The sequence below is a fragment of the Streptococcus sp. HN38 genome (genome assembly GCF_028335765.1).
GTDB lineage: Bacteria > Bacillota > Bacilli > Lactobacillales > Streptococcaceae > Streptococcus > Streptococcus suis_P.
Genome location: NZ_CP116604.1, coordinates 2,125,148 through 2,144,965 on the forward strand (window position 1 = coordinate 2,125,148; position 19,818 = coordinate 2,144,965).

The window sequence follows — 19,818 nt, forward strand, 5'->3', positions numbered from 1 at the left end:
AATAACAAAGTATCTATCTAATCACTCCCTCCTCCAGTATACTGTTATAAAAAACAAAACTGGAGGATTTATTATGTCACAGCCCATCGTCCCATTGACTGTTCCCCAATCTCGCCGCTTTGAGAAGAAAGGCAGAAACGATATTCTGATGAAAATTCGTCTCGGAAAAGTGGAAGTCACATTCTTTCACTCTATCAACCAAAAAATATTAGAAACAATCTTGGATAAGGTACTGCACTATGACCATCCGACTCAGTGATTTAGGTCAAGTCTACTTGGTTTGCGGTAAAACGGATATGCGTCAAGGGATTGATTCTCTCGCCTACCTTGTCAAAAGTCAATTCAATCTGGATCCCTTTTCAGGTCAGGTCTATCTCTTCTGCGGAGGTCGAAAAGACCGATTCAAAGCTCTTTACTGGGACGGACAAGGATTTTGGTTATTGTATAAACGTTTTGAGAATGGAAAATTGACCTGGCCAAACAATGAAGAAGAGGTCAAGGCTCTAACTTCCGAGCAGGTGGACTGGCTCATGAAAGGATTTTCTATCAATCCAAAAATAAATCTTTCAAAAAGTCGTGATTTCTATTGAAATCATGGCTTTTCTTTGTGTATAATGAGATAAAAAGAAGGAGATTGGTTATGTCATCACTAGAAAAAATTATTGAAACACAGTCAAAAACGATAGATATGATGGCTAATGAACTTACCCTCCTTCGTGAACAGATTGAGTATCTGAGACAGAAACTCTACGGAAAATCATCAGAGAAGGTTGTGTATCAACCCGGTCAGCTGAGCTTGTTTGGGGAGGAAATTCTCCCTGAAGAAGAAGCTGACTTACCCAGTTGAAACGGAGACCATCACCTATAAACGCAAGAAAGCCAAGGGAGTTCGTCAGGCTATTTTTAGTCAGTTCACTCCAGAGATTGTTCATCACGAATTGCAGGGCGAAGATTGCACTTGTCCAGACTGTCATGGACAGTTGAAAGAGATTGGTTCTACTGTTCAACGACAAGAGTTGGTCTTCATTCCCGCACAATTAAAGCGGATTGACCATGTTCAACACGCATACAAGTGTCAGGCATGTAGTCAGAAGAATCTGAGCGATAAGATTATCAAGGCTCCAGTTCCTAAGGCACCTTTGGCACACAGCTTGGGTTCAGCTTCTATCATCGCCCATACTATTCATCAGAAGTTCAATCTTAAGGTGCCCAATTACCGCCAGGAAGAGGACTGGCATAAGCTTGGTCTGCCAATCAGTCGGAAGGAAATAGCCAACTGGCACATCAAGTCTAGTCAGTATTATTTCGAACCGATTTATGACCTGTTGCACGAGAAATTGTTGGAGCAGCCTATTCTCCATGCGGATGAAACCTCCTACAAGGTCTTGGAAAATGATAGCCAGTTGACCTTCTACTGGACCTTCTTGTCTGGGAAACATGAGAAAAAGGGCGTCACCCTCTATCATCATGACAAACGACGGAGTGGCTTGGTTGTAAAGGAATTTCTTGGGGATTATGCGGGTTATGTTCACTGTGATATGTGGTCGGCCTATCGGCAGTTAGACAAGGCACAGCTGGTTGGCTGTTGGGCTCACGTTAGACGGAAGTTCTTTGAGGCGACTCCTAAGAAGACAGACAAGACTTCTTTAGGTGCTAAGGGTTTAGCCTATTGCGACCGCCTATTTGCCTTAGAGAATGACTGGGCAGATTTGTCTACTGAGGAACGGCGACATAAACGGCAGACAGAGTTAACTCCCTTGATGGACGAGTTCTTTGATTGGTGTCGCAATCAGGCCGTTTTGCCAGGCTCCAAATTGGGCACTGCAATGGAGTATAGCCTCAAATACGAAACCACCTTCCGAAACGTTCTCTTGGACGGTGACCTAGTCCTATCCAACAATATGGCTGAGAGGGCTATGAAGACCTTGGTGATGGGCAGAAAAAATTGGCTGTTCTCTCAGAGCTTTGAGGGAGCCAAGTCGACAGCTGTCATTTTGAGTCTTTTGGAAACAGCTAAGCGACACGGACTTGATGCAGAGAAATATATGACCTATCTTCTAGAACACTTACCCAACGAAGAGACGCTCGCAAAAAAAGAGGTGCTAGAGGCTTATTTGCCATGGAAGGAAACAATTAAGAGAGCGTGTAAATAGAAAAAGGTTCCAGAGTCGACAGGACTTTGGAACCTTTTCAATATACCTTGTTATTGGGCGGTTACGATAAACGTTATGACGAAACATATAAAAAATGAGTTGCTCAGTACAACTCATTTTCTTTTCGGACTAATACCCAATGTAATCCGTCCTAGACGGCTGATGCGTGTCATTTTCCAAGCAGGAGACCAGACAATTTCAACTTGTGCATCTTCAATGCCATCAATGGTCTTCAAGGCTGTAACAAGCTCTCCTGGCATGGTATCGGCACAGGAACAGCCTGCATCCGTAAAGGTCATGATAACCTTACAAAATCCAGCTTCATCTAAATGAATCTCATAAATCAAACCCAAATTGTAGATGTCTAGTTCAATTTCAGGATCGTAAATAGATTCCAAAACCTCTACCAACTGTTCTGACAAAACAAGGGCTCGCTCATTGATCTGAATATCTTCTCTCATTTATCCAAACACTCCTAAAACATTTATAAAAAGTATTGTATCATAATTATTTGAAATATACTTGTCTTATCAGATGTCTTCATCTAGTTTTCAAAGTGTACGAACCTCTGAATTCTCACCTTGACCAATAGAAAAGATATACTTATGACCTTGAGTCAAGCTATGATAGAAGCCATGACCAGCATAAATCTGAAATACTTGCATTGTATCACTAGACTCATCTTTATAGATATGTTGATAATAAGGATTATCCGCAAAAACTGTCTTTAGATAGTCGTTCTCCACAGGTCTGGCAGTCCCTTCTACACGCACTACCTGGATAAGGTACCCTTCCTCAGAAATAGCAGTCATCGCAACTCTTTGATCCCCCATCAATTGATCATAGAAATGCGTTTCTGGGCTTGTCATAAAGAAAATCCCTTCTTCGTTTGCTGCAGTGATATGAGCATGACGAGCATGTGGATTTCCATACTCATCCAGAGTTGCAAAAACTCCAACCTTCATATCTTCCAAAATATGCATAATATCTTTTAGTTCCATGGTATCACCCCTTGAAAACACCTATTTTCTAAAGTATATCAAAAACAAGCGAAAATGTTAAGTGGGATATTGATAGAAATGGTGAAAGTGTTTCATGAACAACTCCCTACTGACAGAACCATTAAAGAAGGTAGCTATGTTTGCTTCATTTTCAACCTTCAAAGGTTCCTCAACCCTTTTGATTTCCAATTGGTATAGATTTGACTCTGAACCGATTATGACATCAATCAAAATCCGTTGTAACTATAAAAACTACCTAATTATAAAAAAGCGACTCTTGAGTGCTTTGAACCGTTGATATATCGAGGTATGTAAACGTTTACTAAACAGGTTTGCTTTACGTGCTTTCTTATACTCAACAAAAATCAAAAGCAAACCAGTCAAGTGTTTTTAAACCATTGTCTACTAACAATTGGTTTTAAAATAGACCAATCTAACTCTCGTATTACTTCTTGAAGCTTGTTTATCACATCGTCTAGTGTTTTAAAAGCTTTATTCTTAAACCCTCTCTTTCGAATCTCAGCCCAAACTTGTTCAATTGGATTCATTTCAGGAGTATAGGGAGGAATAAACTCAAAACCAATATTATGTGGTTTCTCTAAGGTACTTGATTTATGCCAAACGGCATTGTCCATCACTAATAAAATATAATCGTCAGGATAAGCTTCAGATAGTTGTTTGAGAAAAACATTCATCCAATCTGTATTACAGCCCCCAGCGATAATGAAGAAGGACTCTCCTGTATGGGCATCAACAGCACCATAGCAATAGCGATACTCACGAATATAGTGACTATGTACATGCGGTCTCACCCCTTTTGGTGCCCAGGCCTTCCCAATTTTACTGATCCGACCGAAACCCGCCTCATCTTGATACATTAGCCTGACTTTATGATAGCGACGACTATTCTTGAAGCGCTTTCCTGTTTTCGTGAATGAAGATTTTATTTTTAGACGCTAGAATCGTTTCGGCGTCTGCTTTTTTAGGGTGTTCTGGTCTTGGCGTCACTTTGCGCCAACCATGGCGTTTAAGAATGGCATAGAATCCTTCCTTGGTCGTAGGGTGTCCAACCCGTTTCTGATAAGCTTCATAGAGAGAGTTTATCGTCACAAATTCGCCATTTAGTGAGGCTGTTAACTGTTCTTTTAGAAACGCTTCCTCTTCTTGAAGGGTTAAATATTGACGGTTCCGTCCACCTCGCGTTTCTCTTACTAGAGCTGAAATCCCCTCAAGTTCGTACTTGCGCTGTAAGGACCAGATTGTATACTTTGAATAGCCGATGAGGTTAGTGATTTCCTTATAGCTAAGACCTTCTGCTCTGAACAAGATAACTTGAAGTCGTCTATGAAATGGAGAATAGGTTTTATCTTTCAAATAAGTTTTTAATTCTTTCGTTTGTTCGATAGTAAGTTTCATAAATCTATTATAGGTTAGTTTTTGTTTTTTGAATAGTATTAAGACCTGGTTTTGGGTTCCAAAAGTAAAATCTCAATAAAAGCCTATTAAAGCAAACTTTCAAATAGATTACCAAAAACTCGTTTTCGGAGCTTATATAGTTGAGAAATGGATAAGCAAGTCGTCATAGAATGACTTGTTTTTTTATTCCCTGATTCGAGTTATTTTAAATACTAATCACTGCTCAATATTTATCTTTAATTCCCTAAAATTTACCGGTTCAAATGACTTTATATGCAAAATACCTTCTAGCTGTAATGGTAATTGCTTAGAGACCAACCTGCCTATAAAAGGTTGACTTGGCGTAATAGAACGCTGCAGAATTCCAATTTGCATTTTAAATGCTTTCTCTCTACCATCACTTAATTTCTTATATGTTTCCCCTTGCATACTCCGGTATATCGTTTCTGTTAAGGGACGAACTTCATATGAGTCAATTGGATTTTTGCAAACAAAACCAAAAGATGCATCACTTTCCACAAAATGTGTAGTAAAAATTTTAAACTCAACCTCATTAGTTGATATATATTTAATAGAAACTTGTAAATTCTCTATATCAGGTAAGGGTGTATATCTCGAACTGCCACTTATCACACTTCGCATTTGTTCAATAGTATTATCTAATCCTTGACTAAATAAATCAATGTAGTATACATCTGTTAAAATAGCTGGTATCTTGCAATCAGAAACCTTTATTGGGACAAATTTAACTCCCTCATAGAGAGACTTAGTTAGAGCCGCTTGCCATTCTTTTTTGACCATGTTGCTATTCAAGCTATTTGATGATAGAAAATAAAAAAATGTTGTAACTTTTTCAAGCCCTTCATCCATTTTGCCTATAATACTATCTCCTGGTTGCATAGACCATTTATCGTAGAAAATATTATCTCGTCCAAACTCAATCTCTAATCGTTTAGCAATCATATCTACTACATCTTGATCTCCGTGATTATAACTAATAAAAATCATCTCTTCCTCTTTCCATTCCTCATCTAGATACTTTTCACCTATAATCAAAATTATCCAACATATTGAATAATTTGGTGCCCTAGCAACACTGTATTCTACTGTATCCTACTGCGTTCTACTGCGTTCTACTGCGTTCTACTGCGTTCTACTGCGTTCTACTGCGTTCTACTGCGTTCTACTGCGTTCTACTGCGTTCTACTGCGTTCTACTGCGTTCTACTGCGTTCTACTGCGTTCTCAGTATAAAATGAAATCTATTTTGAAGCAAGAGTGTAGTATTGATTTTTGTCATTTTTACTATTGCCATACCATTTCAAGAGTCCTTGATCTGTCAATTTTTGCAACACTTTTCCTATATGACGTCTGCTTCTACCAGTCAATTCAACAGCTTTTGCCGTTGTCATTCTCTCGCCTGAATTATACATATAGTGGATAATAGCCTGCTCGTCTGAGTTTAGGTTATCAAAATCAGAGAACTGTTTTTCCAAGCTGTCTCTTGTACGGAGATGTCGGCTGACAATGTTGTTCTCAAGCGTCAGGACAACCTTATTCCCAGGTTCTGAGAATTTAGGTTCATGGAGAAATGCAGATTCCATCTCCGAGTAGATACGTTTAACACCTTCATTCATCTCACGTACCCAACCGAACTCGGTCAGAGTTCGAGCAATACGTGGATTTCTCGAAAAGCGTTCATGCTTGATATTGTCAACGGTGACGATATTGGGTAATTTCCCTGGGCTATGAATCTCTAGTCGATCATCAAACATAAGCACACGAATGTGATCACCATAGACAGAATAATCACGGTGAGTTACAGCATTGACAACACCTTCAAACCAGGCAAATTCAGGATACTCAGGCAAAATTTGGAATTGCCCATTGTCATCCAAATACTGAAATTCACGAAGCTGAGTACGAATAAAATCTCGTACCTTGATAATCAAAATTGGGAGAGCATCATCAAAGGTTACTTCCTTGATAACATTAAAACTACTTCCAGTTCCCATATCTGTACCATCAAATCGCTGGAATCGGACACGCGCTTGAGGGAAGAATGCTGACGGATATTTGCCAAAGAGTAAAATTGCTGCCTTGGTTAATTTCCCATTGATTAGAAATCGACGTGCTTTAAGGATTTCTTCCACAGAACGCTCTGATATATCAAAACGATTTTTAAAATCCTGAACCAAGCTATCGTCAATATCTTTCAGACGGGCATCAGGGACGACCTCATCTTCAAAGAAGCGTTGTCCTTTATCATAACTGAGTTGAGTTCGTTGCTCATAACTCAACTTGACAGAGTCATCTCCTTGACGAAGATAAACATCATCATTTGGTGCTGCAATCACACGATTTGATGACAATTCCACAGAGATAACTAAAATGAAATCTTCTTCACCCTTATGATTGATTACAGGGATTTCCTCAAAAGATAAATCCAAAGGAGTCTCACGCATCCCACGATCAATCTTTTTGAAATCGTCTATGGGATAAGCTCTGCCGTCCTTGAAACCAGTGATAATATTTTCCTGTTTCTCATCCTCAATACCAATAACCAGTTGACCGCCATCCGCGTTGGCAAAAGCAATCAGGTGTTTGAGAAGTTCAGACGGTTTCTTTCTGGCTGATTTTCGATCTAGGTATTGGCTTTCTGGAGAGAATTGGTAGAGGGATAAATCATTAGATAAATATTCCTTATTTTCCAATTTGTAACACCTCTTCTACTTTATTTTTTTACGGCTATATATTCTATATCCATCACCTTCTAATTGGTAGGAGGCAATTTTTTTATTTATTTTTAGATACTGGAGGATTGATTTATTATAATTTGTATTTTTAATCTTAGGATTCTTTCTATCAGTTAACGCCAAAATAATTTCGGTAAGGTCTAAAACTCTAAATAAACTCAAAACTTCATCATATGTAAACTCATTAAGGTATTTTGCCAATATTAATCGACGTTCACTTAAATCTATATCAGTATTTTCGATGACTGATTGCAATAATTCCTTATTGACTGAGTATCCTTCCTCTAGAATGTCATCGAAATAATCCGCAAAGATTTTTTCTACTAACTTTCTAGTACTGAATTCAAAAGAAGTGTACCCACACAGAATATATTCTAAATCAGATTCATCAAATTTATTTTGTAAAATATGATTAACTAGAGGTGTAGAGTAGTCTTTACCCTCAATAGATATCCTAGTAGGAAATCTATCAATAATTTTAAATTTCCGTTCATCAGTTAATCCTTCTTGTAAAAGATTGAACATTTCAGTTTCTTGATAAATATCCGTATCCTCCACATTTTCTAAAAGATACTCATCAATATATTCCATCAAATATTCAATAACATGATTTTGATAATTATCTCTGAGGAAATTTAATGTATTTACTGAAAATTTATCCGATATACTTCTTGTACTAATTAGAATTGACATTTTTTCATCAGCAATATTTGCCAACTTAAATTCTGTAAAACACCATCCCAATTTTGAAAGAATCTCTTTGTATTTATCATTAGCTAATTGGTTACATTTAACGGTTTCTTCAAAAAATTCTTCTTGAAATTCATCTGAAAATCCCTTGAACTCTGTTTGTAAAAAATCCAAGTGCTCCCCGTTATTTACAAATTCAATCAATCGATCATTCCAACTATGATATTCACAGAAGTAATCTAGAATATTTTTCGTACTAAATCTTGCTTTATTGAATGCAATAGCTGCGTCCTTGATTATAGCATCATCCAATTGTTCAAAATCCAAAATATTATTTTGGACTCTCTTCAAGTACTCTATTCTATTATCACTGGTTACTTCGTTATGATTAAGTAAATAATACATATCTAGCCACTTATCACATAAATTATCGCTCATATAGGGTATAAACTCTGTTACAAATCGGTCAATATTTTTTTCAATATAACTAAAGAGCTTATCAAACTTTCTAACAGTCGTAATTGGTTGTTTTATCAAACTGTCTTGTTTAAAATTATCATCCAAATAAAAAGCTAAACTTCGAACGTTTTTAACATTAACATCATAAAGATTATTGTCATAAACAAAATCACTCATCACTTTATGGCTATCTTCAAAACTTAAATCTTTAATTTTAACTTCCATAAACTTCAAATTATCTTGAATCTGAGTATTATTGAGGAGCTCGTTAAAATTATCAATAATTTCTTGGATATCTGACCAGTTACTATTTACAAAAGAGTTTATTACCTCTTGTAGTTCTTCTTGCCAACCGACTTTAGAAAAGTCAATAAATGATAACAGTAAAACAATTATCTGAATTTTTTCTTTTTCAAGAATGTCATCAGATGTCAAAAGTAATTTTAATGTTTCCTGATTTAAATCAGTTAAGTAGAGCAGGACAGAAATTTTTGCTGCAAGAGGTCGTGAGTTTTGTTGTAAAAACTTGTTAACAAATTTTACATTAGTCTCTGATAAATAACTTTCCAATCTTTTCTTACTTTCTCTCTGTAAAAGATATTCAAACAGATCAAAATTTAAGGCATAAATTCTCGTAAAATCGGAGTCATCAAGTCTTTCATTGACTTCTGCAACTTCTATCAAAGAATAATCCCAGTCGAGTTCAATCTCTCCTTGCACCGCATTTAAAAACTCTTTATCCTGCTTCTTCAGGCTATTAGGGTAAAAATAAGTAATATAGTCTGGAAAACTCTCATCTATATAGCCATTTCTCAATAAATGCATGATTAGAGAGTTTTTCTCTTTCTTTAAGTAGGAATATTCTTCCATTATAGTATCGAAAAAATGACGGTTAATGAGTACAGATAACTTTTCTGATTTAATATTTCCATACTCTTCGCGTAATTTTTCTAAATTAGAATTCAACTCATTAAGATGATTTTGATTATCTAAAGCACTCAACCGCTCTTGAAAACTAATATCATTCATCGGGAATATATCTTCTAATTCTTCTTTTCGACCATTTAGCTGAGAATAATAATCTGCTTTAACTGATTCAATTTCAGCATCTTCCGATAGAATTTCACGTATAAAATCTAGCCTATTAGGAAATTGACTCTCGGTTTTACCATTTACTCGAATAGCTACCCTTCCCTCAGGAACCTTCAGATACGTTGAATAAAGTTCAAGTTTATTCCTAGAAAATTCTTGTTCAGAAGAAATTATCTTTTCTTCTATTTTCTCAATTTCTGCTGATTTTTTATCTAGATTACGCTGTCTCAAATTATCAATCTTACTAAAAAGTTGATGAACAAATCCTGAGTCTTTCTGGAGTAATGAAAAATCTTTAGGAAAAATATTTTTATAAACAATGATTGCAAAAATTTTATCTGATGAAAGATTCAGCTTATTATTATCATTTTCTTTCTGACTAAATAAGTTATTCTTATATAAAACAAACTCATTACAGATATTATACGCCAGTCTCATATCATCAATGTAAATCGCCACTTGTTTTAACAATGTTTTACTAACACTGTGTGATTCACCTAAATTTGTTAGTATTTCTCCTAGTTTTTCACCTGAATTAGATGAAGTAATTACTGGAATAATTGGAATGATGAAATCAAAAAATTTAGTTCTATCTTGCGAAGTAAACATATCATCTTTGATAAGATAGATGAATAAAAGTTTCTTCCCATCTTTTCTCTTATTATTAACAAGCGTATTTATTTCTCTTAGTTTCTCAAAGATTAGGTTTGTTTCAAATCGATCAATATCTTCAAAGATGACAATATCACTCTGACAGTTATCAAAGAGATATAAAACATCATCTAAATATTTATCAAAATAGGAGTCTTCTTCACTTTGAAATACTTCAATATCTCCAGAGATATTTGCCCCACGAAAAGAAAGATTTTTGATTAATCGTCTTTTTAACTGTAATTCAGATAATTTATATACTACATAAATCATATTGCACGTTAAAATTAGATAGGCTAACAAACGAATAATACTTCCAAGGTGAGGAAAGTTTGGGAATCCTTCTCTAACTAAAATGGCTAATTGAGTATAATTCCATAAAAATAAAGTGGGTAATAAAAATAGTAATATTACGACAGAAAGTTTAACAACTTCAAATGATACAGGATTCTTTTTTGACTTAAAAATAGTCATTGGGATGTACTTTGCATCAATCTGATGTAACAATTGATTAATTATTTTCCCCTCAATGATATTAATTTGCTCCAGCGAATCACTATTTTCAATCTGCCCTTGAAATATTTCCAATTGAGCATTGCTCCCATTTTCAAGGTGATTCAGAGAAGAAAAGTGTGCCAACGAGATATGTAATGGTTTAAAACTTCCATTTTTACTTTTATAAGTCTCTATAAAACTACTTTTACCTGAACCATAATTTCCAGATATCGCTACATTCTTAATACCTTTATCTTCTAACGCATATTTCATCGCTGCATCATGCGATGGGTCGATATCAACATCGTTTAATGGTGTTAACTTATTAAATTTAAATTCTGTCATCTACACCTCTGTTTTCAAATTTTCCTTACTCCATCTCCTTCACTTTACTTTCTATAAAGTCAATTTCATCATCCGAAAGTCCATATTTTCGATAGAGTTGTGCGTCTAACTCAGCTATTGATTGTAACCAATCAATGTCCGAGTTAGACGCAATTTCTAATCCATTTTACTAATATAAGAATCCATAAATTTTCGATGGCTTTCTTCGTAATGATATTTACTGCACAGATAATCATGAATTTCATCAATTGACTTATCCCATGGAACATCAGATTTATTAGTGAAATTTTGCACTGGAACATATTTCCAAACTGATTTCTTGTTATCTTGAGTGATTTTTAAAATACCTAACAACGTTCTAGCAAAAGGGGTTTTTATGTACTTCAATAATGAATGAGCTTCGTACTCAGTATTAAATGAGCCAATAGATAAAAACGTCTGTGTGTGACCCACGAGTGGGGTCGATAGAACTTCGCCTATCGCCCCACTTCCGTTTGCTTTCGGAAGAAAGACTTTATACTTCTCAAAGTTATCAGGCCCCTTTATATAATCGGCTCTCACAAACTTATTTACTCGCTCATTATTTTGACGTCCAATTATTTCTACATAAGTTGAATCCGACTTGATATCTTTGAAAATTTCAGGAAGTTTCTCAAAAATATTTGTTGTGACATCAAATTTATGCCCCTTACTCAATCGAGATTCCAATTGTGGAAATTCTTCATGTAATTGGCTTGTCAGTTTGTAACTTTCAGGTGCATATACCAATTCACTTAAAGATGAAAAATCTTTATGATGGGTAACTAATCTATACATTTCATTTAATTCATCAAATGGAGTAAATGTTTCAATCGCACCGAAATCTTCGTTTGAATCTCGGTAAGTAACTGCTACACCACCCTTGATGTCTGTATTTGGAAAGACTTCATCTGACTTTTGAGAGAAGTAAATCACTTTAAGATGTTCATCAGTCAACATTTTTTGATTCCATACTTTTGGAGTCTTTCCTGCATTAAATAGGAAACGAGCAGGAGTAATCAAGCAGACCTTTTCTGCTATTTGATAAGATAAGTCAATAAAATTATGATAAATAGGATTATCACTTGTTCCTTTCGTTTCTTCCTGATACGGAGGATTTCCTATCACTACATCAAATTTCACCTTGTTAAATGCCTCCTCAACTAGTTTCTTACCTTGTTCACCATCTGTTTTTAGGGTATCTGTCAGGCTTTCTATATAAGTCACATTGGTTTTGTACTTCCGATAGCCTGTCAGTGTACGTTCAGTAATGGTTTTTGCCATTGGTGTTTTGGCAATAGCGTAGATATTATTCGCTAAAATCTCTTGATAGACTTGGTCAGCTTCAAAATGGTTGTCATCATTTTCTGCCACTCTTTGATAATACAAGCTAATGGCGCTATGAAGAGGGTAGAGACCTGTCTTCAAGTTAATGTCTAAGATTTTCGTATCTCGTTGATAGATTGATGAAGTCACTTCATTAGACACCCAGTGAAGATTTGACCTCGCACCATCTGTCGCCGACTCAAAATTATCATCATAGAAGTTCAAACCACCGGCAGACTTAGATACTTGTAGATTGACCACGCGCCACGGTGTCAGTACCGTTTCCTTGTCAGGGTTTTTAAAGGTCCCAAACAACTCCGCAATCTGCTCCGCCCGCTCGATGAAGTCCAGGTCATCAAAGGATTTGGCACGCTGACGAATGATACGACCCGCTTCGATAAAGACCTCAGCATCATAATACTTGGTAATCTCACTAAACATTCCCTTGGTGAAACCTTTTGGCATGAACTCTTTCCACGATTCATCATCCACCTGCTTGATAAAGTCTTGAATGGTGATATCTTTTGATAAATCGACCGCCATGCCGTAAATCATCATTGGAATACGGATAGAAACCCCGCGTAAAATAGAAATCATATTTTTCCGCTGTTTCTTCGCTTCTTTTTGTTTTTCGATAACCTCTAGATCTTCTGCTGTTCGTTTAGCTTTTGGTTTCTTTTTAGCTTTTTCAGCTTGCTCATGCTCTTCAGTTGTCAATCCATTTTCATTGATTACAACTTTCTTAGGCGTTTTTTGACTCTGTGTCTTACCAACGATAGCATTTAGTTTGGTAAACATGCTTGCATCATCAGCGGTTAAAGTTAGAAGATTATCATTATAGAGACTGTCATCTTCGAAACCTGACCGCACTGCCTTTTCAGCATAAACTTTCTTGAGCTGTGTCAGCATTCTATCCACATCGTAGGTCTTCATTCCATTGTCTGAAGCCCCTAAGATTGGCATAAAGTTTAGAAGACGAGCCATAGCTTGCTTTTGTGCTTGCGTATTTTTCTTCCCTACACCTGAGTTAATCTGGGCACTCTCAGCCATGACAGTCAAGGCTCTATCAGGAGCAAAATCAAAGACATAACAATTTGTCTTCATTCCCAATTTCTCATGAGAAAAAGGCGTCTGGGCACGAAAGGCAGCTTGTAGGTAGTTCATGGCACTATTGGTATTTGACAAGAACATGACCGCCGTCCACTCTGGAATATTGACCCCTGTTGTCAGCTTACGAACGGTCAAGGTAATGGTTTTTGTCTGCGAAGGGTCTTGACCAATAGCAGAACGAACCTTCTCTATATCCGCATCGTTAGCAATTCCATCATCACTACTTGCTCCTCGAACAACATTAACAATTTTATATTCTTTCCCGAAAATAGGGTGTTCTTTAAGCAAGCCCTCAAAAGCATTAGCTTCCTTAACACCTGGCATAAGCCAAAGCGTATGACGCAACTCTTCACGATAAGACTTCGTTGAAAAAGGGTAGTTCGTACAACTATCTGGATGTGTGATATTATCTAAGAATTGGCGAACCTCTTGCTTATAAACAAGTTGACCATCCTCAGCCACACGGAAAAATTCCCTAAAGTTGAACGATTTACTCTCATCAGAAAAACGTTCCTTATGCTTCATTTCAAAAGTGTACATTGATACTTTTGGCAAAGTTTCATAAGGATTTGGCTCACTTGGACGTTCTAATTCCCACTTCTTCTTAGCCTGTTGTTCCATGACATAGTCCCAAGTATAAACTTGCTCCTCGTCAAATTGATCCAGAAGATTGAAGGGGGTTCCTGATAATTCAAGTATCTTTGTATGCTCTTTGACCAATTCTTTCATAACGGTGTCACTGAGCTCGGTTTGCGTTCCCTCGTGCGCCTCATCAATGATAATCAAATCCCAATCCACATCTGCAAAATCTTTCAGATTGGTTTGTCCGCCATTGTACCGAAGCAATTGGATTGAAGCAAAATACACAAAAGGTTTTTCTCCTCGCTTCAGGTTTTCAAGCGTTTCTCCTTGATTGACTGAGCCATAATCATACCCATCGGCGCTCATCTTCATTTTCTTGAAATCATCAAACCAAGAATGCGCCACAACAGGGCGATGAGTCATGATGAGAACTTTTTGAAAAGCCTCATTCTTGACTAATTGCAAGGACGTCAGAGTTTTGCCAAAACGCATTTTAGCATTCCAGAGCATTCGGTCTTTTTTCTTAAAGACTTTTTGCGTCTGCTCGACCGCTGCCTCTTGTTCTGGACGAAGGGTGATAACTGGTTCTTCAATAAATGATTCTTTGGCAGTAATATTTAGATAATTTCTACCTTCTTTAACAGCTTTAATAGCAGCCTTAGCTGTCTCTAAATCCGTCTTGAACCACTCTGTTCCTTCCAGTTATTCAGCCTGTTTAATCCCTGAACGCTTCAAGACATTATGCACATCATAATCATGGAACCAGGACTTGGTCGCCTTTTTGTAAGCAAGCTCTACCCAACCAAGCGTATAAGGCAGACCAGATGTTTTCATGTATTGATTAATACGTTTTGGGGCAACAGTACGTAAAAAGTCACTATTTGGAGACCAATCTGTCTCAATATCATCCGAAGAAACGCTACCCTCACCAATTTTTTGAGTCCCTTCGAAGGCATTAAATAGTCCACTTTCATTGTTAACTGTTTGAATATAGATAAACTTCCGCTCAGCCGTAGTGTACATTTCTTGTGCTCTCGGTTCTAAAAACTGACCAATTGCACTGGTTTTAATATCCGGTTCAATATAGGTCAGCATGACCCAAGCTAGTATGTCAAAGACTTGTTTTAGTGATTTTAAGGCATTTTCTTTTGTCGCATCTTCTGGATTAAGGACATGGGCAGAATTATTCCCCTTTCCCTTGATATCATAAAAGTGATCGACGATTGTTTTATTGGGAATAAAGTCTCTTATCTCTCTTAGTACGTCATTAAAGGTGGCGCGCTCACTAATATCTAAATATTCTCTATCGGCAACCAACCTCGCTGTATTCTCAGCAACTTTTCTTACCTTAGTTAGCGTGCCTTCATAATCCCCATGTGTATAATTTTCTTCAGCCATATTTATGGTTCTAAAAAGCTCAGCTGTATCTATATCAATTGCCAAAAATTCAAAATTTGAAATCATAGCCTAATCTCCTAGTAAATACACTTTTTGAATGGTTATCTCTTTTATCGTATCTGCTTTTTTAACAGATTCATTCTCAATCATAAATTCATCATCTATATCAAAAAAACTCAGTTGTCCTTCCACGACTGTCCGATCGTCTTCTACTTCCTTACCCAAAAGTTCTGAAAGTGCAAAAGGAATTTTTCTTACCAAACTTGGATGACCTTTGACCAGTTGCCACTCATTGAACCTGATAGGCTCCCCTGTAACTGGATGCTGCTGAGTCAAAGTATTTCCTCTCACAATATTTTTATGAATAAGATAGTGTGCTGATTGATAGATATCATTTTTGCTATTTAGTCTAGTTCCAAAAGCTTGCTCGTACCAGTCTAAATAACAAAGAAACATCCGTGAACGTGCCACTTCCAAATTATCTTCTAAAAACTCTATGCCATAGATGGACGAGAGAGCAACTAAAGACTTTGTTTTCCAATTTCGTTTGTCATACTGTCTGACCACAGCCTCTAGCTTTCTCTCTAAAATTGCTTGCAAAAAATTTCCATCGCCTGCAGATGGCTCTAAAAAGGTCTTATATACACTTTCACAAGCTTCTTTCACTCCAGGAGTATCCAGCATTTTCTGAACCATCCAAGCAGGTGTAAAGACTTCTCCATGTTTTTGAACACGTTGTTTTGATTTAATTAAGCTCTCTTCCAAAACCTACTCCTTGAAAACGTTTATATCTCCACCTATTATACCATTTTCCAACGAACACTACTAGATTTCATTAGCGCCTTATCCAAAGAAAACCTCAAATAAAATTGGTGTACAATTTTTGAAAAAATACTTTTCAAAAAATCACGAAAAAAGCACCCATGAGGTAAACTCTTGAGTGCCTTGAAACGTTGATATATCGCTGATAATTAACGTTTTGAGAATTGTGAAGCTTTACGAGCTTTCTTAAGACCTGGTTTTAAAAACTTTTGTTTGAATAAATTTCAAAAGCTTTTAATATCAACGTTTTCACGGGTTTTCAAAACTCGAAATTTCATCCAATTTCAACTAATTTCATTTGAATGGTGTGAATTTTACCCCCAAAATACACGAATTGAGCTAAATTATACCGACAAGTTCACACCATGATTCTATTATGAAATTATTACAAATATGGTTGTTAAATCATTGTTTTGGTTTCTGCATACTCATAAATCCTGATTCGTTTGTTTTCATTAGTTGTTCTTACGTTAAAAATAAAATAGTGGTCACGACCATCAGTTGACTTACTTTTGTGCAATCGAAAGTAATTTTTTTGTTTCATCGCCATAGTTAGTAATATATCATCAATTAAAAATGTAAGAGGGTCTACACCTTTATAGTACCTGTTAAAATCTTTCTCAAATTGAAGATATGAATCAGAAAAATAATCGAATTGAATCATGTCTTCATAGATAGCTTTTCTATTCATCTAATACCTCCACTAAACTAATTTCAATTATTTCAGTAATTTGAATCAATTCATACTTTTGGATTGTTTTTATGGTGATTTCTTTTATACTTAGTTCGGTTATTTTGCCTTGATACACTTCCCTTTTACCATTACGTACTACAATAAACATTCCCTGTGATTGCGAAGAGTATAATTGAGTAATGTAAGTTAGTATCTCAATTTTTGATAGCTTAAATGGCATATCTATTCTATTCTTATCATCCATCAATGAGCTGGTATGTTCAGATAGAAAGAACCCCATCCATTTCTGCATACCTCGGTCTTGATAATCTCTTGCCGATTGGTACGGCAAATAACTTCTATCAATCATTTCAAACCATCTAAACCGCCTGCAGAATGTCCACCAATCAATTTACTTCTTGCAATACTACGTGATGCATTCGTAAGTACGTTAGCTTTTTGGAGCATTGTAAATCCAAATTGATTACGTATCGAATCTATTGCGGTTTGTAATCTCTCTTTCTTTAGTAATTCTTCAGGGTCATCAAATAAATTCAGGATTGTCAGATTTTCATCAACGAACGAAGAGTAGGATACAGCTATACTTCTAACAGCTCCACCGTTGTATTTTTTCCTAAATAGAGAAATTACATACTTTTGTAAATCCTCAGTTAGATTAGTAGGTTCTATTTTCATTTGTCCTCTAAATGATGTTTTCTCTTCAAACCATGAATATCCAATGCCAATATAGACTGTTGTTGTTTTTTTATGAATACCTCGTAAGCGAATAGCAACCTGTTCAGCCATCTCTTTTAAAACAAGTTCTATCTCATACTGCTTGAAATAGTCTCTCGGAAGAACTTGAGAGTTTCCTAATCCCTTAGACTTTGGTTTATACGGTATGTGTACATTACTTTCGTCAATGCCATTTGCATGAAACCACAATTGAACACCATATACACCGAATTCTTTTTTTAACAAGTCTGGATTATATTTAGCCAGCTCCTTAATAGTATAGATTCCAAGTTTTTCAAGTCTTTTTCGAATTGCCGTTCCAATTCCCCAAAAGTCAGTTAATTTAGAAATTCCCCAAACTTTTGTAGTCACATCTTCATAAGACCAATTGGCTCTCATATTATGTGTTTTCTTAGCCTCGTTATCTAATGCTAATTTTGCAAGTAAAGGATTGGCATTTGACATCCCAATTGTAGAGTAGACACCTGTTTTGCGATAGATATCCCTTTGTATTTTCGCACTAAGCATATCTAATTTATCTTTTCGGCTAATCGTCTGATTCGGAATAAAATAATTTAAAGAAGATGTCAGGTCTATAAATCCTTCATCAATTGAGTAAGGCATTATATCTTCAATACTTCCATATTGTTGAAAAATATGTTGAATATCGATATTTTTCTCAATATATAAATCCATACGAGGCGGAACAATAACTGTTGCTACTGCCCATTCCTCAATGAATTTAACATAAGCAGGGTCTGTCGGTAAGCCCTGTCTTTTTGCATTATAGTAAGAAAATTTTCTTGTATTGATATCAAAAGGTAAATCATAGGCTCTTCCTACATTTGATTTACCAAAAACTTCTTTAAATATTGGTGAAGATGCTAATATCAATCCTCCAGAATTGTCTGCCCTACTCATCACGCATAAGGATGTCTTTAATGGGTGCAAGCCCCGACTGACACATTCAACACTTGCATAAAAAGATTTCATGTCAATAAATGCAATATCACTCTTTGGCTCTCTGCTATAATCAATCATACTCGTTACATTTTGTAATCTTATTTTTCTTCAGTAAAGATTCCAGCCATTCTTTTTCTGCATCTGATTCAACACTACTGAAATCACCAGACTTGATATCATAGAAACCTTCAATATAGTCAATAATTTCTCTCTCATTTGTAAATATCAGAGCTTGATTCTTCTCAGCTATAGTTGATTTTGTAATATGAAAGTTATTCTCTTCAAACCATTTTTGGCATGCTGAAAGTACTGTTAAGGTGACATCTATTTTTTCACTATAATTATTGAACACAATTCTTTGGTTCTCAATTGCTAAGTGTTTATTCTCGCTACCTAATGGAAATATTACTTTTGTTTTCATCTATTGTTCCTCTTCGATTGGGATAAAATGCCCGACTATTTTTCCGACAATTTTAAATTCATCACTCTCATAAGCATACATGTCTGCATACTTGGGATTGATGGACACAATTCTGTATCTATCTTTTTCTTTGAACACACGCTTAATATAAGCCTTTCCATTCAATGAAATTGCATACACTGCTCCATCATAATCAAATCCTGAATCCGAAAACAATGCGACTTCCCCATCGAAATACTTCGGTTCCATTGATTGCCCTACAATAAAAGAAGCAAAGTCATAGTTATACTCCTTATCGGAATAAACAGTTTGGAAACTATATTCATTGTAGTAACTCTCTCCATATCCAGCAGACAAAGGTACTTCTTCCAATACTTGAATGGGATATAAAGGAACTACCTTATTAGTTACTTCTTCTTCAATTTGATTTTTTAATAATTGTTCAACAACCTGTTCAGCTGTATTCTTATTTTTTTGATTCAATTTAAGATAATTGGATAGAATCGTATAGCCGTGTTCAAAATCAGTGATTGCTACACCAAATAGATTAGCTAAACGTTCCAAGTTTGCTCTATTCGGTTTTGCCCGCCCCAATTCCCAACTTGTATAAGAGGCTCGATTTATCCCTAATTTTTGGGCAATATCTTGTTGGGTTAAACCATTTTCTTTTCTAAGTTGCTTTAATCGTTCTCCTGAAAACATAAACACCTCCG

15 protein-coding genes and 3 pseudogenes are annotated in these 19,818 nt (G+C 36.0%); 4 read left to right on the forward strand and 14 right to left on the reverse strand.

Annotated elements, in window-relative coordinates; all coding sequences use genetic code 11:
• The first annotated feature begins 73 nt into the window (after positions 1 to 73).
• From PHA78_RS10325 to PHA78_RS10340, 4 genes are read left to right on the forward strand one after another with little or no spacing between them, the layout of a single operon-like run.
• Positions 74 to 259, forward strand: coding sequence for a hypothetical protein (locus PHA78_RS10325; RefSeq protein ID WP_029185337.1), 186 nt, complete (start codon positions 74 to 76; stop codon positions 257 to 259).
• Positions 240 to 590, forward strand: a complete 351-nt coding sequence (gene tnpB, locus PHA78_RS10330; protein WP_002941575.1) for an IS66 family insertion sequence element accessory protein TnpB — start codon at positions 240 to 242, stop codon at positions 588 to 590. The genes PHA78_RS10325 and tnpB overlap by 20 nt, the downstream gene beginning before the upstream one ends.
• Before the next feature lie 50 nt (positions 591 to 640).
• Entirely contained in the window at positions 641 to 847 is a 207-nt protein-coding gene (locus PHA78_RS10335) for a transposase (protein WP_029178301.1), read from the forward strand.
• Complete coding sequence (locus PHA78_RS10340; RefSeq protein WP_029943004.1) at positions 801 to 2,153, forward strand: IS66-like element short variant transposase; 1,353 nt, start codon at positions 801 to 803, stop codon at positions 2,151 to 2,153. Before PHA78_RS10335 ends, PHA78_RS10340 begins: the two co-directional genes overlap by 47 nt.
• A 113-nt stretch (positions 2,154 to 2,266) precedes the next feature.
• On the opposite strand, the gene PHA78_RS10345 is transcribed toward PHA78_RS10340, so the two are convergent.
• From PHA78_RS10345 to PHA78_RS10410, 14 genes and pseudogenes are all read right to left on the reverse strand, one after another.
• Positions 2,267 to 2,614: a metal-sulfur cluster assembly factor gene (locus PHA78_RS10345; protein WP_024376598.1), complete on the reverse strand. Its 348-nt coding sequence runs from the start codon at positions 2,612 to 2,614 to the stop codon at positions 2,267 to 2,269.
• Between the two features lie 90 nt (positions 2,615 to 2,704).
• Entirely contained in the window at positions 2,705 to 3,154 is a 450-nt protein-coding gene (locus PHA78_RS10350; protein ID WP_002942240.1) for a pyridoxamine 5'-phosphate oxidase family protein, read from the reverse strand.
• Positions 3,155 to 3,534: 380 nt separating this feature from the next.
• Positions 3,535 to 4,381, reverse strand: a pseudogene (locus tag PHA78_RS10355) (IS630 family transposase); the annotation flags it as partial.
• Positions 4,382 to 4,570, reverse strand: a pseudogene (locus PHA78_RS12630) (helix-turn-helix domain-containing protein); the annotation flags it as partial.
• A 216-nt stretch (positions 4,571 to 4,786) separates the two neighbouring features.
• Positions 4,787 to 5,578: a toll/interleukin-1 receptor domain-containing protein gene (locus tag PHA78_RS10360; RefSeq protein WP_002942232.1), complete on the reverse strand. Its 792-nt coding sequence runs from the start codon at positions 5,576 to 5,578 to the stop codon at positions 4,787 to 4,789.
• A gap of 253 nt (positions 5,579 to 5,831) precedes the next feature.
• The gene (locus PHA78_RS10365) at positions 5,832 to 7,283 is read right to left on the reverse strand and encodes an ATP-binding protein (RefSeq protein WP_024376055.1); all 1,452 of its coding nucleotides are present in this window, start codon (positions 7,281 to 7,283) and stop codon (positions 5,832 to 5,834) included.
• A 15-nt stretch (positions 7,284 to 7,298) separates the two neighbouring features.
• Positions 7,299 to 11,057: a YobI family P-loop NTPase gene (locus PHA78_RS10370; protein ID WP_272158123.1), complete on the reverse strand. Its 3,759-nt coding sequence runs from the start codon at positions 11,055 to 11,057 to the stop codon at positions 7,299 to 7,301.
• Between the two features lie 156 nt (positions 11,058 to 11,213).
• Positions 11,214 to 15,557 (reverse strand): annotated as a pseudogene (locus PHA78_RS10380) (Eco57I restriction-modification methylase domain-containing protein).
• Positions 15,558 to 15,560: 3 nt separating this feature from the next.
• Positions 15,561 to 16,256: a hypothetical protein gene (locus PHA78_RS10385; RefSeq protein ID WP_002942225.1), complete on the reverse strand. Its 696-nt coding sequence runs from the start codon at positions 16,254 to 16,256 to the stop codon at positions 15,561 to 15,563.
• 457 nt (positions 16,257 to 16,713) lie between these two features.
• A complete protein-coding gene (locus tag PHA78_RS10390) occupies positions 16,714 to 17,004 on the reverse strand; it encodes a DUF5960 family protein (RefSeq protein ID WP_172077140.1) in 291 nt (96 codons plus the stop codon).
• Positions 16,997 to 17,356 (reverse strand): hypothetical protein, encoded by a 360-nt coding sequence (locus tag PHA78_RS10395; protein ID WP_272158125.1) that lies wholly within the window; start codon positions 17,354 to 17,356, stop codon positions 16,997 to 16,999. Before PHA78_RS10395 ends, PHA78_RS10390 begins: the two co-directional genes overlap by 8 nt.
• On the reverse strand, positions 17,353 to 18,762 hold the full coding sequence (locus tag PHA78_RS10400) for a Y-family DNA polymerase (protein ID WP_272158126.1): 1,410 nt from the start codon (positions 18,760 to 18,762) through the stop codon (positions 17,353 to 17,355). Before PHA78_RS10400 ends, PHA78_RS10395 begins: the two co-directional genes overlap by 4 nt.
• Complete coding sequence (locus PHA78_RS10405; protein ID WP_105156971.1) at positions 18,755 to 19,105, reverse strand: hypothetical protein; 351 nt, start codon at positions 19,103 to 19,105, stop codon at positions 18,755 to 18,757. The genes PHA78_RS10400 and PHA78_RS10405 overlap by 8 nt, the downstream gene beginning before the upstream one ends.
• Positions 19,106 to 19,807, reverse strand: a complete 702-nt coding sequence (locus PHA78_RS10410; protein ID WP_272158128.1) for a helix-turn-helix domain-containing protein — start codon at positions 19,805 to 19,807, stop codon at positions 19,106 to 19,108. It abuts the gene before it with no gap.
• Positions 19,808 to 19,818: the final 11 nt, after the last annotated feature.